At 61.9% G+C, this 14,821-nt stretch carries 17 protein-coding genes; 16 read left to right on the top strand and 1 reads right to left on the bottom strand.

Going from position 1 to position 14,821, the window contains the following annotated elements; genetic code table 11:
• Positions 1-13: 13 nt before the first annotated feature.
• From BV034_RS01840 to BV034_RS01810, 7 genes are all read left to right on the top strand, one after another.
• Entirely contained in the window at positions 14-2,323 is a 2,310-nt protein-coding gene (locus BV034_RS01840; protein ID WP_265592517.1) for a protein kinase, read from the top strand.
• Positions 2,324-2,419: 96 nt separating this feature from the next.
• Positions 2,420-2,851: a type III secretion system chaperone gene (locus BV034_RS01835; protein WP_050023545.1), complete on the top strand. Its 432-nt coding sequence runs from the start codon at positions 2,420-2,422 to the stop codon at positions 2,849-2,851.
• A 21-nt stretch (positions 2,852-2,872) separates the two neighbouring features.
• Positions 2,873-3,334: a type III secretion system chaperone gene (locus BV034_RS01830; RefSeq protein ID WP_050023543.1), complete on the top strand. Its 462-nt coding sequence runs from the start codon at positions 2,873-2,875 to the stop codon at positions 3,332-3,334.
• Between the two features lie 38 nt (positions 3,335-3,372).
• A complete protein-coding gene (locus BV034_RS01825; RefSeq protein WP_050023541.1) occupies positions 3,373-3,849 on the top strand; it encodes a type III secretion system chaperone in 477 nt (158 codons plus the stop codon).
• A gap of 61 nt (positions 3,850-3,910) precedes the next feature.
• Complete coding sequence (locus BV034_RS01820) at positions 3,911-5,710, top strand: hypothetical protein (RefSeq protein WP_050023539.1); 1,800 nt, start codon at positions 3,911-3,913, stop codon at positions 5,708-5,710.
• Positions 5,711-5,748: 38 nt separating this feature from the next.
• Positions 5,749-6,360, top strand: coding sequence for a GNAT family N-acetyltransferase (locus BV034_RS01815; RefSeq protein ID WP_050023537.1), 612 nt, complete (start codon positions 5,749-5,751; stop codon positions 6,358-6,360).
• Positions 6,361-6,402: 42 nt separating this feature from the next.
• Positions 6,403-7,626, top strand: coding sequence for an aspartate kinase (locus BV034_RS01810; protein ID WP_050023536.1), 1,224 nt, complete (start codon positions 6,403-6,405; stop codon positions 7,624-7,626).
• A 92-nt stretch (positions 7,627-7,718) separates the two neighbouring features.
• Here the strand turns inward: BV034_RS01810 and BV034_RS01805 are convergent, their stop codons facing one another.
• Complete coding sequence (locus tag BV034_RS01805; RefSeq protein ID WP_050023534.1) at positions 7,719-7,907, bottom strand: hypothetical protein; 189 nt, start codon at positions 7,905-7,907, stop codon at positions 7,719-7,721.
• 226 nt (positions 7,908-8,133) lie between these two features.
• Between BV034_RS01805 and BV034_RS01800 the strand changes: the two genes are divergently transcribed.
• From BV034_RS01800 to pqiB, 9 genes are all read left to right on the top strand, one after another.
• Positions 8,134-8,316, top strand: a complete 183-nt coding sequence (locus BV034_RS01800; protein WP_050023532.1) for a hypothetical protein — start codon at positions 8,134-8,136, stop codon at positions 8,314-8,316.
• 47 nt (positions 8,317-8,363) lie between these two features.
• Entirely contained in the window at positions 8,364-8,678 is a 315-nt protein-coding gene (locus BV034_RS35545; RefSeq protein ID WP_050023530.1) for a hypothetical protein, read from the top strand.
• Positions 8,679-8,680: 2 nt separating this feature from the next.
• Entirely contained in the window at positions 8,681-9,178 is a 498-nt protein-coding gene (locus tag BV034_RS35540) for a periplasmic heavy metal sensor (protein ID WP_050023529.1), read from the top strand.
• Positions 9,175-9,741 carry a sigma-70 family RNA polymerase sigma factor gene (locus BV034_RS01785; protein ID WP_050023527.1) on the top strand — a complete coding sequence of 189 codons (567 nt, stop codon included), beginning with the start codon at positions 9,175-9,177 and terminating at the stop codon, positions 9,739-9,741. Before BV034_RS35540 ends, BV034_RS01785 begins: the two co-directional genes overlap by 4 nt.
• A 111-nt stretch (positions 9,742-9,852) precedes the next feature.
• The gene (locus tag BV034_RS01780; RefSeq protein WP_050023526.1) at positions 9,853-10,101 is read left to right on the top strand and encodes a hypothetical protein; all 249 of its coding nucleotides are present in this window, start codon (positions 9,853-9,855) and stop codon (positions 10,099-10,101) included.
• A gap of 143 nt (positions 10,102-10,244) precedes the next feature.
• Complete coding sequence (locus BV034_RS01775; protein ID WP_050023525.1) at positions 10,245-11,066, top strand: tetratricopeptide repeat protein; 822 nt, start codon at positions 10,245-10,247, stop codon at positions 11,064-11,066.
• Between the two features lie 150 nt (positions 11,067-11,216).
• The gene (locus BV034_RS01770; RefSeq protein ID WP_050023523.1) at positions 11,217-11,885 is read left to right on the top strand and encodes a paraquat-inducible protein A; all 669 of its coding nucleotides are present in this window, start codon (positions 11,217-11,219) and stop codon (positions 11,883-11,885) included.
• The gene (locus tag BV034_RS01765) at positions 11,882-12,514 is read left to right on the top strand and encodes a paraquat-inducible protein A (RefSeq protein ID WP_050023521.1); all 633 of its coding nucleotides are present in this window, start codon (positions 11,882-11,884) and stop codon (positions 12,512-12,514) included. Before BV034_RS01770 ends, BV034_RS01765 begins: the two co-directional genes overlap by 4 nt.
• 6 nt (positions 12,515-12,520) lie before the next feature.
• Positions 12,521-14,182: an intermembrane transport protein PqiB gene (pqiB, locus tag BV034_RS01760; RefSeq protein ID WP_050023519.1), complete on the top strand. Its 1,662-nt coding sequence runs from the start codon at positions 12,521-12,523 to the stop codon at positions 14,180-14,182.
• Positions 14,183-14,821: the final 639 nt, after the last annotated feature.

The following is a 14,821-nucleotide window of genomic DNA, read 5'->3' as shown; positions in this document are numbered from 1 at the left end:
TGCCCACCCGATCATGAACCTCACCGGCCTTTCCTCCACCCAGACCACTCAAGGCACCCAGGGTTTGGCACCCACACCCTCAAAGCAGGAGGAGCCCATCGTCCACCTGCGCACTTCTGAAAAATCCCGGGCTGCGCAGAAGGAGATCGCGCAATCGTTGAGCGGTCTGGACTCGGGCAGCGTGCTGAGTTCGGCGGGATTGAAACTGGTGCTCGGAGAACCCACCAAGTTTGCCAATCTGAAGGACGGGGTAGTGCACCTGATGCACAAGATCTCAGACAAACTCGCGCCGGACGCCGTGGGCAGCCACTACAAGGAGGCCCTGCGTCTGGCCGACGAGTATCAGGCGGTCCTGATCGGCGGAGGAAGCCTGACGGAACAACTGGCGGCGGTGAAGAACCTCCGTACGCAGCTCGAGGCACACTCTCCTGGCGGCGCCAAAAGCGAGAGTGTGGACAAGCTGGTGAAGTTCGCCGAACTCGAGATCAAGGCCCTTGAGGCTGGCATCAAGCAGGAGGGACAAGACGCACAGGCCAAACTGGATCACGACAGCCACCGTGTGGATGTGATCGTTGGAGAGCTGGTGGAAGACAGGGCCTTGTCAGGGGGCAGCCTTCGTGACGAGATCCAGTCATTTGACCGCACCACCCTGACACACGTCACCCCGCCGAAGGATCAGGGCGTGCCCCAGTGGGCCAAAAACGAGTTCGAGGATTACAGCGACCGGATGGACTCGATCGATGCTCATCCCCGGGGCGTGGTGCGGCAGGAGCCGCTCATGCTCCAGGAGCCGGGCGTCTCCTCCCTGTCCACGGCATTCAAGGCCTCCCCGGAGTTCATCGGCATGGGTCCCAAGGTGGAGACCGCCCTGGTTTCAGGAGACAGCGCGGCCATCAAGACTCTGACCGATGACATGGCGAGTGAGCTGATGAAGGACATCTCCTCCCAGGGTCAGCTCAGTGAGAGGGCCTTCGCCATCAGCGACGGGGCCAAGTTCAAGGAAGAACTCTACAAGGCCCTGGTGGACTCGAACCCGGGCGGCGTGAAGCTCGCCGGAAACTACCGGGACGCGTCCCCCGAAGCGCTTGCGTTGCTGGACGGAGTTTACAGCGCGATGCTCGACCAGCTCCCAGACCGGCAGACGGCGCCAGACAAGATCACCATCGGTGGCAAGGAGTACACGAAAGCCGACAAACTGGGTGAGGGTGGCTTTGGCGACGTTCACCTGTATGAGCACAAGCAAGAGGTGACGGATCCCACGACCGGCGAAAAGACCACCGTGGTGGATCGCATCGCGGTGAAGTCCTTCAAGTCTGGCAGCCTGGAAGAGGCGGCGGCCGAAGTGCGCGCCCACCAGTCGGCGATGGGTCCGCAGGGCCATGAGAACGTCACCGCCATGAAGGGGGTCATCCGCACCGCGGAAGGCGGCGTGCTCATCGCCATGGAGCTCGCCAAAACCGACGGGTACGCGATGATGGCGAATCTGGACAAGGCTGTGGCGGAGGGACGGCTCACCCCGGTGGCCGCCAACGCCGTCCGCCTGACCATTTTCAAGGACATGCTGCGCGGCATGCAGCATTTCCAGGAGGTCCGCGGAATGACCCACCTGGATGTGAAGGAGCCCAACTTCTTCGTCGGTCTGGACGGCATGATGAAGCTGGGAGACTTTGGCTTCGCCCGGAGCGGAGATCGTCAGATCCTGGAGAGGAGGCTGGTGGACAACCCCACCTGGAAGGCCCCCGAAATCATCACGCAGGAAGAGCAGCGGGCCGCCATCACCACTGCCGCCAAAAACCAGAAAAACGCAGAGGCGGAGCTCATCCGTCTCCAACACCCGGACGATCCCGAACTGCGGAAACAACTGTTTGATCAGGCCAAGGCAGACATCGATGCCACCACCCAGCTCAAGCTCGACATGCTGGGTGGGACCATCGTCACCAACAAGGCAGACACTTGGGCCATTGGCATCTCCGCCTACCGCCTCTTCCACGGCACATCTCCGTTTTACCAGGACTTCTTGTCAGAAGAGCAGCGGTTGATCGTGGAACATGGCAGCGATGTTGGAAACACCATCGGAGAGCTGGGCAGGGACGAGGACGGAGACTCCACGGGCAAGGCAGTAACGGCCATGGACCGGCTGTTCAACCAGATGCTCAATCCCGACCCGACCAAACGCCCTTCCATCACCGACCTGCTTCGCAATCCGGTCTTCGACGAGCCGTTTGTGGGTGGCGATGAGGCCTACGCCATCATCCGCGAGCTCTCGGAAGAAAACCCGGATCCCGCCAAACTCAAAGCTCTGTCCGACAAGATTGGAGATTAGAGAGTCGGCACCAGATCAATTGACCCCCATCAGGACGGTGGAGTTTGACTTTGGCCGCGTCTTCGGCTTGATCCCCAACTTTCTGTTTTTGAACTGATGAACATTCCCGACGCCATCGCTGAACTGGGCCACTTGCTGGGATTGGGCCCAGTGGGGCTGAACGAAGACGGTGCGGCCCGGATCATCTTTGACGACAGCCTGGAGGTGGACTTCCTGGCCGATGAAAACGAAGAGGGCTGGCTGCATCTGACAGGCCGGGTGTGCGAGGTGGGGCCGGACGTGGCCCCGGCCTTCCTCAAGCAGTTGCTCCATGCGCACTTTTTGGGTCAGGGCACAGGGGGGGCCACGTTCTCCCTGGCGTCGGATGACACCGAGATTCACCTGGGGCGACGGCTTCATGTGACACCCATGGAATTCTCGGAATTCAGCAACCATGTGGAAACCTTCGTGAACTATCTGGAAGCCTGGCGGCGAATGGTGGAGTCTGGAGAAATCGATCGTGCTGGCGCAGCGCCCAGTGCGAGGTAAATTGCGACGGAACTCCCGCCCATGAAGCTCGAAGAACTGCTCAAACAACTTGGTGCCGCCATTGGCCTTCCCCAGCTGAAGCTGGAGGAGGGAAGCTGCCGGTTGGTCTTTGACGGAGCCCTTCCTGTGGATGTGGAGGAAGGCGATGGCGAGGAGGAGGCCCACCTTCTCAGCCACCTAGGCCCGCTGCCGCCCGAAGGAGAGCAGGAAGGCACCTACTTCCGGCGCCTGCTCCAGGCCAATCACTATGGCCGGGAAACGGGCGGCATGACTCTGGCACTCGTGCCGAGCGAGGGTCAGTTTTTCCTCTGTGGGATGGTCCCCCTGGCCGGAGTCACCGTGGACAGCTTCTCCCGCCTCCTCGCCCGGTTCGCCCGCGAATCACACCGCTGGATTGTGGAACTGGAAACTCTGGGCCAGAATGCCCTCGCCTCCCCCACGGGCGATGAGCCCATGGACGCCACCGGTTTCATCCGGGTCTGACCTCCCCATCTCATTTCCCCCTTCCCGACTGTCGTCTCATGGACCTGCACGAACATGTGAACCAGATGCTCGCCTCTGTCTCAGCCACTCTTGGCCTGACAGGAGGTTCAGCCTTCAATCTGGACGAAGGGAACGAGTGCATCATCGCTCTGGAGCAGAACCTGATGTTCATGTTCTATCTGGAGGAGTCCACCCACAGTCTCATCATCAACCTGCCGATCGCGCCGCTGCCCGCCGGGCCGGAACGCCAGGAAGTGCTCATGGAACTCATGGCTGGCAACTACTGCTGGAACCGAACGGAGGGCGGCACCTTTGGGTTTGATGAAAATACCGGATTCCTGTGCCTGAACTACTTGGTGCCCCTGCCGCTGGACCCACCGTCCCAAATTAAAGGCATCGTGGAAAAACTGGCCGATGTGGTGGCCCACTGGCGCCGGGAACTGCCCACGCTGGCAGAGCCTTGGGAGGATACCCCCACGCCGGAGTCCGCGAGTTTTCCGATGCTGCGTGTGTAACTCCGACGGGTCTTTGGGCGGATGTATGGGGTAGTCAGTCATACCGTTCCCTCCCACCGCCATGGATCATACCTCCACTGTCAGGACGAGCCCGTCCATCGACATCTCCCGTGTCCCACCGCAGGGGCCAGAGATCTCCATCACCACGCAGGACCGGCCACCGGGCCTGGTGCGGCGGGACGACCATGATGGTGGCACCATTCCCACAGGGTCTGGCACCGCTAGAACCCAGGGCTCCCAGGAGATCAGCCGCCCTACGCAGCTTGAGACCCAGAAGAAGCCCCACATTCTGCTCCGCATCCTGGCTGCCATCCCGGAGATCTGCGCCAACATTGTGCTCCTCGGCGCCCCCGCCTTGCAGAAGTACATGGAGTCCCGCGGGATGGCACGGGAGCCCTACAACTTCACCCTCCCGGGAACCCATGGGCGCAAGGTGGAAGTGGACGGTCACATCGGCCCCAAGAAGATTCCCAAAGGCATGACCCATGATGAGGTGCAGGCCCAGCTTCAGGATAAGATCAATGCGGGTCACAAGGTCTATGAGTCTGTCATGAATGGCACCCGCACCGACGGTTGCACCGTCGACGATGTCACCAATCTCATGTTCTTCCTCCAGGTGCGGGGTGAGGACCAGCAGGGCAGCTGCTTCAAAGATGGAACCTTCAACCTGCCCGACCCCGATGGGAAGCTTCGTAAGTTCCTCGATTCCTGTCCGGAGGCGTATCAGCGCAGCTCCTCATTGGCGCCTGACGAAGGCCACCGCGGCATTGATGCCTACGGCAGCGCCAAGAAGAAAGACCAGCTCCTGCCCCACCACATGAAGACGCTGCACTACTTCAGCGTCCCACAGAGTGAGACCATGCCGGAAGGCCGCATCATTCTGAAAATGGAGCGGAACGGTAAATTCTACTCCAGGCCCAAGGTTTCCGACCCCGATGGTCCCAGCCGGCAGAGCAACCGCCACGATCTGGGTGCCACCATGAAGCATGTCTTCAAAGGTACCGTCAAGCCGGGGGAGCAGTCCTTCACGGAACACCTGCCGCCCGCAGTGAAGCATGAGTACCGCGAAATCATGCGCTACCTGCCTCCTGAAGCCCGTGCGGAAATGGAACGCAATGGTCCATTCACACGCGAGGGCGGCATCCGCGTGATGCATGAAAACGCCAACCGGGTGCTGGCCGGCGCCTACGATGGCGCACCGGAGCTGACAGAAGAGGTGATGGACAAACTCAAGGTTTTCATCAACAAACTGCATGAAAACTATCCTGATCCGCAGGTGCGGTTCGGCAACGAAGTGGTGTTCAGCACAGACAATCTGATCTCAGAACCGGAACCTGAACCGGAGCCAGAGCCGGAAATTGAAGTGCAGCGGGACGAGCCCCCCACACTGACCAGCGTGGGCCGTCAGAGCCTGCCGCCGGGACCGATGCTGACGAGCGAACCAGAAATGGTCCCTCTCAGTCAGTTCGATCTGACCTACCACCCCCACCCGATCGAGGATGAGGACCTCTCTGGCCGACTTGGCAAACTCGGGGAGGACCTCCAGACCTGGGGTGAAACCACCTTCACGGACGAACCCGCCCCCAGAGAACACACCCGCCTGACCGCCGCGCTCACCCGCTACAATGAGCTGATGGCTCAATCCGTTGAGCCCGAGCTGAACCTCTTCGGTGACGACCCGGACCCAGACGCCGTCCTGGAAAGTCACGAACAGCGTAAAGAGGCACTGGAAGCCAGCGCCAGGGAACTGCGGGAAGCCCTGAATGGATTCATGGGAAGAATCCGCACCGATGACGAACCGGGCCTGGAAGACATCATGGGTGTGGTGGAACAACTTCACCAAGACATCTCAGCGCTGTAACGTTCATAAGAGACAGGCACTCAAGCGCGGCCGCCCCCATGGAGTATTTCCCTTATCCCCACCCGTTGGAAACCGAACGCCTGGTCCTGCGCGCCATGACCGAGCAGGATGCGCCGAGGTTTCACGAGATCTTCGACGGCGAACCCAAGGTGTGGGAGTTCGATCCCGGCCTGCCCTGCAAGCCGGAAGAGCGGCGCATGTGGACCCTGCGCCACGCCATGGAGCCAGACATGGCCTCCGGCCGGTCTGGTCTGTTTGGCCGCTCGGTCGTGCGCAAGGAAGACGGACTCGTCATCGGTGCCGCCGGCATCTGCCCGCTCACTGTGCCGGGAGGCTGGGAGCAGGAGAAGCCCCAGGCCGGAGCCACCCTGGAGCCGACTTTGTTTTACCAGATGGGCCTGGAGTACTGGGGAAACGGTTACATGACGGAAGCCTGTCGAAGGCTGCTCGACTTCGCGCTCAATGAACTTCGGTTGCCCCGGGTGTTGTGCGGCACGCAGCGCAGGAATGTCCACGCTGTGCGGCTGATGGAACGGCTTGGTTTTCTTCCCGCCAGGTTCCCTGCCCCCTCCAACTTCTGGGGTCGTGAGCCAGTCTGCGGAGTCATCACAACTGAGATCTGGAAGAGCCAGGGCGCATCTGTCACGTGATGGAGCTTTACCCCGGCCATAAGCCGGGCGTATCCTCCCCGCATGGCGATCGTCGTGCAAAAATATGGCGGCAGCAGTGTCGCGGATCCGGAAAAAATCCAGAAGGTGGCGGAGCGGATCATGGCCACCCAGCGAGAGGGCCATCAGGTCGCGGTGGTTGTTTCCGCGATGGGAGACACCACCGACCATCTGCTGGAGCTGGCCCGGAAGGTATCTCACAATCCGGAGCGGCGGGAACTGGACATGCTGCTCTCTGTCGGGGAGCGCATCTCCATGTCCCTGCTCTGCATGGCCATCCGGGAACTGGGAGGCGATGCCATCAGCTTCACCGGCAGCCAGGCCGGCATCATCACAAACGACCGCCACATCGACGCACGCATCATTGAGGTGCGGCCCTTCCGCGTGCAGGACGAGCTCGCACGCGGACGCATCGTCATTGTCGCGGGATACCAGGGAGTGTCCTATCGCAAAGAAGTGACCACGCTGGGACGGGGTGGCAGCGATACCACGGCGGTGGCCCTGGCCGCTGCGCTGGAAGCCGAGTGGTGCGAGATCTGCTCGGATGTGAAGGGAGTGTACTCCACCGACCCACGGGTGGTGTCGCAGGCACGTCTCATTCCCGAGTTGTCCTACGAGGAAATGCAGGAGATGGCGGAGGCCGGGGCCAAGGTGCTCAATGCCCAGGCCGTGGAATTTGCCAAGGAGAAGGGCATTGCCATCTACGCCCGCGCCACCGCACAAGCTCCGCCCGGCCACGACGTACCCACGGATAGCACAGTGGTGCGCAAGTTCGGACCGCAGGTGCCCGGCCGCGTCGTGGGTGTGGCCAGTGAGAAAGACCTCCTCGTCTTGCAGGCGACGGGCAATGTGGATGCCGTGCTCGAGTTCCTGGACTCCTGGTCGGTTCAAGGAAAGCAACTGCACGTGTCCTCCCGGGACGGAGCCGGAGCGGACTGTCTGAGCCTGGTCATCTCGCGTGAGAACTTCCACGATGAAACGCGGGTGCGAGCCCTCCTGGAGCAACGCTTCAGCGGAGCGGCCACGATCACCGACGGTGTCGGGGCCGTGAGCGTGATTGGCACCGGGATCAACGAGACCTACAAGAACCTGAGAGCTGGCTCCGCCGCGCTGGAGGGGCACGCCATCCTGGGCATGGCCACCTCCCGGTTCCGCATCACCTGGCTGGTGCCGGTGGCCGTGGTGGATGAAGCCGTGCGCCGCCTGCACCGGACCTTCCTGGAATCCGAGCCGGAGCCTGTGCCATAACCCCTGCCTGAACGAAATGAAAAAGGCCGGATCGCGCAGCGAATCCGGCCCCTGAAAGTGTGAGCGTCAAATCCCAGCCCAAATGCCGGTGGCTACTTCTTGTTGCACTTCTCACACACCTTGCCCGCCTTCTCGGCTTCCACACAGCAGGGGTGCGCGCATTTTTCACCTTTCTTGGCCGCTTTGTCACAGCAACCGCCTTCTTTGTATTTCGACTCCGCCCCAAAGGAAAGGGTGGACATTATGGCCGCAGCGGAGAGCACAGTGAGCAGAGTTTTCATCGTTTTGGCAGATGGAGTGATCGGGCAACCGCCCTCCGGTCACAGAGGTCATTCCCTGCGTTCCGGTGAAAGTCGAGTGTACTCGGATTCCGAGGATCCTGTCGAGGGTCAAATTCCCCAGCAGATTTCGCAGAAAGTTTGAGGGGACCCTGGTTGGCCGGGGTGTCACTCCCTGACACGATGTTTCAACCATCCATCGTCGCACTGAACCAAATACAACATCACCATGAAAACTGCCCTGTTCCTCGCGTTTCTGACCCTTGCCGGAAGTGCCGTTGCCGGCCAGCCCAAAAGCAACGTTATCTTCAACCCCAAAGGCCAGGTGATCGCCGTGGTGCCCGCCACCCCGGCGGCCCCGGCCGCTCCTGCTGGCATGGCTTGCACAAGTCACGCCTGCTGTGCGAAGTAAGCAATGGCGGATGCCTTCCGCCCCCACGTCTGCACCCGTATCGGATCATGAAACACGACGACCCCCTCGATGAGTTGCTGCTCCAATGGCAGGTGCAGACGCCCGCCCCGACGGAGTTCCGCCGGGAAGTCTGGGGAAGGATTGCTGCCGGGGCCCAGCCGGCACCTTCCTGGCTCGACCGCATGGCCGGATGGCTGTCCCATCCGGCTGCTCTCGCCGCCTGCATCGCCGCAGCCCTGCTGGCAGGTGGACTGACGGCATGGAAACCCCATCCCCCCTCCCAGGCGGAAAACATGGCCCGGGAGGCCTATCTGCAGTCGATCGACCCCTTCCATCCCAGCCACCTGATGGCGGCCAAGTGACCATGAAATCCGGCACCCGGCTTCTCCTGCTGCTCGGCATGCTCTGCCTGGCGGCGGCGGCAGGTTATTTCCTCGTGAGACCCTGGTCAAACGGGCTCACTCCCAAACCGGCAGTCTCTGGCAGCACCGGCCTCCAGTGGCTCCAGAAGGAGTACGGTCTGACCGACACGCAGTTCCAACGCATCAAACAGGAGCACGATACCTACCACCCGCGCTGCATGGAGATGTGTGAAGAGATCCGCCTGGCCAATGCCCGGGTGGCAGAACTGCTGGGCAACTCCACCGCCATGACACCGGAGGTGAAAGCCGCGCTGAAGGAGGCAGAGGCCACCTACGCGCAGTGTCGGGCGACCATGCTGGCCCATGTTTACCGGGTGGCAGCTCTGATGCCGCAGGAGGCGGGCAGGCGCTACATCCAGGATGTGGCCCCCCGGCTGCTGACCGGAGCGCATTCCGTGGATGACGTGATGAGGAGCCACTCCCCCGGCAGCCCGCCATGAGCCAACCAGCCGAATCCGGGGATGCCAGATGCATGGAGCGCCTGGCCGCAGGCGATGATCTGGCTCTCAATGACCTCATGGATGCATGGGGGTCTCGCGTTATTTCCTATCTCACCCGGCTGACCGGAAACCTGCACACCGCCCATGATCTGGCGCAGGAGACTTTTGTCCGCGTGTACCGCCACCGGCAGGGCTACCGGAGCAGCCAGTCGTTCAGCACCTGGCTGTTTCACATCGCCACGAATCTGGCCCGCAATCAGGCGCGCTGGCATGCCCGGCACCCCGAGGTGCTGATGGGTGCAGAGGAAGACGCGGGCAAAGAGATTGAGCAGGACACACCCGCGAATGCAGCGATGCGCAAAGAGCAGGCTCACGCGGTGCAGCAGGCCGTGCTGGAATTGCCTGAGGATTTGCGTTCCGCCCTGGTGCTCTCGGTCTATGAAGCCATGCCCCACGCGGAGATCGCGGAGGTCCTGGGATTGAGCATCAAGGCAGTGGAAATGCGCCTCTACCGCGCCCGCCAGATGCTCCGTGAAAGGCTCTCTCCGCATTTGAGAAACTGACACCGGCGCCCCGCCCCCCGAACTTTGTCGCATTTTCTTTGAGGGGACGTTGAAGATGCGGGGTGTCACCTGCTGGAGCCAACCACCTCCACCCTGCAACAAATCAAAACGATGAAAACACTTCTTGTTCTCTCCACCCTGACCGTCTGGTTGATGGCCTCTGCGCCAATCGCATCCGCTGCAGATCCCAAGCCCTATCCATTGAAGACATGCGCCGTCTCCGATGATGAGCTGGGCACCATGGGCAAGCCCTACGAATTCACGCACGACGGCCAGCAGATCAAACTCTGCTGCAAATCCTGTCTCAAGAAGTTCAAGGCGGATCCCGCCAAATTCCTCTCAAAGCTCAAGAGCAACTGACCAGGACCGGGCCGGGAGCACCTTGTGCGATTGATCCCCAAAGCCCCCCGGATTTCGGGGCATCGTGAATTAAGAGCGGCTTTCAGCCCCGCTGGTGTGCAGGATTGCATTCCCCACCCTGTTCCGGTAGGGTTGCTCACTCCATGATGCTCCCCCGCCCTGTTGCTGTCTTGTGTGCGCTTCTTCTGGCCTTGCTCCCGGTCCCCAGTGGACTGATGGCGGCTGAGGAGAAGCAGCTCTCCGAACTGGACAAACAGCTCAATACCCTCCGCGAGAAGGTGGTGAAGAACCCCGAGTCCCGCCTGGCTCACGTGGAACTGGGGAAGGTGCTCTACGAAAATGGCCGCAACGTCGAGGCCCTGACAGTGCTCAAGGGGGCCCTGGACCTGAAGACTGACAAACCAGACGCGCCGCTCTCGCTGGTGATGATCAACTTGGGTCAGGTCCTTGAGACCGAGCTCCAGCTTCGGCTCGCCATCAGCGTGTATGAAACCGCGCTCAAGGAGGAGCAGAAGGAACGTGGCACGCCGGGTTCCTTTGGCCCCGGTTACCGGGAGGCCATCGAAGAGTACCTTCACCGGGCCAAAGCCAGCAAGGACAAGGCGATCAAGCACTTTGAGACCGCCCACAAGCTGAAGGACAAGGGCGACCGCCTGGGTGCGGCGGCCGAGCTCCAGCAGTGCCTGAACATCGCCGTGGACTTCGGCGACGTGTGGCGCATGCAGGGCGAATTGCTCGCGGAAGCAGGCCGTCATGAGCCAGCCGTGATGTCCTTCCAAAAGACGCTCGACATGTTTCCCCGGGACGGCGATACCCTGACCCTGATGGGCCGCAGCCTGTTACGCTTGAACCGCCTGAACGAGGCGGCAGATGCCCTCAAAAAGGCAATCGCCATCGATCCCACCAATGTCCTCGCCATCGAAGGACTGGAGAAGATCAAAGCGACCCAGAGTGCTCAGAACTGAAGATTGAGGCGACCGAAAATTAAAGCACCGTCTGAGGTACCGGCACCCGTACCAGAACGGACGTACGCGGGGTGATTCCCGTTCACAAGGGCCTTGAATCCCCGTCGGGATCAGGGACCTTTGTCCACCTCCCCCCAAGATTGTCCCTTCATGAAGCGCCACCATCCCTGGTTGTCCTGGCCGCAGCTCCGGGAAGGCCCGATGCAACTGGCCTGCCACCTGTGCGATACCCTGCAGGCCGCCCCACGCCTGCGCGAGGGAGACGGTGCCTACTGCTGTGTGTGCGGGGAGAAGCTCTATCGCAACCGGCCCCACTCCCTGGCGCACGCCACGGGATTCTCGGCCGCAGCGCTCATCTTCATGGTGCTGGCGCACACTTTCCCCTTCCTGACGATGACCTCGGGTAGCATCAGCACCCGTCTGACCCTGATGGAGGCCGCACATGTCCTGATCCGCGACAACGATCCGCTGGTGGCGGCGGGCGTCGTCTTCTTCACCGTGGTGGCCCCCTTCATTCTGGTGGCAGGGATGCTCTATGTCGCTGCACCCCTGCGCCACGGGGTGGCTCTGCCCGGAGCCATGCGGGTGACCCGCTGGCTGCAATGGATGGAGCCCTGGAGCATGCTGGAGGTGTTCTTCCTGGGACTCATCGTGAGCCTGCTGAAACTGGGCAAGATGGCAGAGGTGGACTTTGGCCTGGGCCTGTGGGCCTTGGGAGGACTGGTGCTGTGCACCGCTGCTGCGCTGGGAGGCATTGACAAGCTGGAACTCTGGGATCGGCTGGAAATCACCCGGAAAGGGGAGGCCAACCCGACATGAATCTCCCCCCGCCTGCCGCCTCCCAAGAGCTGGCCAGTTGCCACGTCTGCCAGAAAGTGAGCCCCATCCAGATGGAGAACTGCCCCCGCTGCGGTACCCATCTGCACCTGCGAAAACCTCACAGTCTGGAGCGTACTTGGGCGTTGCTGCTCTCGGCCTGTGCCCTCTATGTGCCTGCCAATCTCATGCCCATCATGACCGTGAGCGGCCTGGGTGGAGGCGAGGCCAACACCATCCTCTCCGGTGTGGTGGCCTTCTGGCAGATGAAGGCTTACCCGGTGGCCATTGTCATTTTCACGGCCAGCGTGCTCATCCCCATCCTGAAAGTGGCGGCCCTCGTGTGGCTCTGCCTGGCGGCCTCCGGTCGGGTCTGGGCGTCCCCGCGTGCCCTCTCGCGGGTCTACTACATCACCGAGTTGCTCGGACGCTGGTCCATGGTGGACGTTTTTGTCGTGGCCATTCTCGTGTGCCTCGTGCGCTTCGGCGCTCTCATGACCATCACCCCCGGCCCTGCCGCCCTTTGTTTTTCCGGCGTCGTCATTCTCACCATGTTTGCCGCCATGAGCTTTGATCCCAGGCTCATCTGGGACCGGCATCGTGCTGACCTCGCGGACGCGCCCCCACCCTGACCCCCAATGAGTGAAACCGCCCCCAACGAAGATAAAGGAAACAACACTCCACCGCCGGAGCCAAAGGCCGTGGTGCGCCGCAACCGGCGCTGGAGCACCGTCTGGGTGGTGCCACTCGTGGCGCTGGTCCTGGCGGGCTGGCTGGTGTGGGAGCATTATTCTGAAAAGGGCGTGCTTGTGCATGTCCGCTTCGAGACGGCAGAAAGCATCATGAGCGGCAAGACCGAGATCCGCTGCCGCTCCGTGCGCATCGGCGTGGTGGAATCTGTGGACCTCGCGCCCGACCTGCAGTCTGTGGTGGTGGACATCCGGGTGAACCCGGAGAACGAGGAACTGCTCCGCGAGGGTGCCCGTTTCTGGGTGGTGCGGCCCCGTGTCTCCCCTTCCGATGTGTCGGGCCTGGGCACCTTGATCACAGGTTCTTACATCGAACTGGACCCGGGTGACGGCACCCGCATGGTGCACCATTTCACCGGTCTGGAGCAGCCCCCGGTCACCAAAAGCAGCGTGCCGGGTCTGCGCCTCAGTCTGGTGGCGGACAACCCCGGATCCCTGGTGGCAGGCTCCCCCATCTACTTCCGCGGCTTTGAAGTGGGCCGCATCGAGCGCAGGAGTTTCGACATCAATGTGCGCCGCACGGTTCTGGACGTGTTCATCCGCGAGCAGTACGCGAGCCTGGTGCATGAGAACACGGCTTTCTGGAACACCAGCGGCATCGACGTCAGTGCCGGCGCAGAGGGTTTCCGTGTCCGCACCCCTTCCCTCCAGGCCATGATGGCTGGTGGTGCAAGCTTTGCCGTGCCGGAGGGCAAGCCCCCCGGCAAGGAGGCCACCAACGGCACAAGCTACCGGCTCTACCCGGACGAGGAGTCAACACGGCAGCAGGACTTCAACCCCGACCGCAAGTGCCTGGTCTTCTTTGACCAGTCCATCCGCGGCCTGAAAAAGGGTGCCCCCGTTGAGTTTCGCGGCATTCCCTTTGGCCGGGTGGTGGAGATTTCCCTCAAACACGGCACCGCCGACGACAAACGGATCCCCGTTGTGATCGAGGTGGATCCCGGCATCCTCCTCCAAAACGAAGCGGATGCCCGGGCCGACCGCGATGCCCTCTTTGCCAAGGCAGTGCGCGAAGGGTTGCGGGCCCGCTTGGGGACTGGTTCCCTGCTCACCGGTGCCCTGTTTGTGGACGTGGACTTCATTCCTGATGCGCCTCCCGCGGAACTCACCCGCCTGGGCGAATATCAAGTCCTGCCCAGCCACTCCTCCGGACTCGTGCAACTTGAGGAGAAGGTCAACGCCATCCTCGCCAAGATCAACGCCCTGCCGATCGAGGACACGCTGCAGAAGTTCGGCAACACGGCGGATGAGGTTACAAAGACGGTCGCCGAAACCCGGACCGTGGTGGAGGAAGCCAAAAAACTGCTGGCGGCCCAGGCGACTCAGAACATGACCACTGAGGTGAATGCCACGCTCAAGGAACTGCGGTCCTCCGTGGAAAGCCTCGGCCCCGCTGGCAACGTCCAAGGCGACCTCCGCCGCACCCTGGACGAGTTGCGCGCCGCGTTGAGGGCGTTCAAAACGCTGTCGGACACGGTCGAGGAAAAACCGAATTCGTTGATCTTTGGCCGCGAAAAGGCGGGAGATCCCGTGCCGAGGGCGAGGAAGTGAGGGGGGGAATGGACGTTGGAAGTTATGAGTTAGACGTTATGGGTGATGGGGAGTTGAGCGCGACAACTTGCATGCGGTGGAGTTGCTGATTGCACGTAGAGGTCTTTTTTTGTTGCGCCCATGAACCCACGCCCAACGGAATGAGTTGTAGGGCGACCGCCTCGGTTGCCTCAGTCAGGAGACGTTCGCGGCAAGCGGAGCGCTTGCCCTACAGGGCGTCAAGGGGGGGCGCGTGAAAAGGACGATTCCTGTTGTATCCATGAGCCCACAACCAACCACCCTGGGTTGTAGGGCGACGCCTCGGTTGCCTCATCAGGGGACGTTCGCGGCAAGCGGAGCGCTTGCCCTACAGGGCGTCAGGGGGAGGATCACGGGAGAGGGACGATTCCCGTTGTATCCGTGAACCCACAACCAACCATCCTGGGTTGTAGGGCAACCGCCTCGGTTGCCTCACCAGGGGACGTTCGCGGCAAGCGGAGCGCTTGCCCTACAGGGCATCAGGGGGGGTCACGGGAAAAGGACGGTTTCCGTTGTATCCATGAACCCACAGCCAACCACCCTGGGTTGTAGGGCGAGCCGCCTCGGTTGCCTCACCAGGGGACGTTCGCGGCAAGCGGAGCGCTTGCCCTACAGGCATCA

The sequence above is a fragment of the Verrucomicrobium sp. BvORR034 genome (assembly GCF_000739635.1).
Classification (GTDB): domain Bacteria; phylum Verrucomicrobiota; class Verrucomicrobiia; order Verrucomicrobiales; family Verrucomicrobiaceae; genus Verrucomicrobium.
The sequence above is the reverse complement of the archived record's forward strand: the minus strand, read 5'-3'. Positions and strand labels throughout refer to the sequence as shown.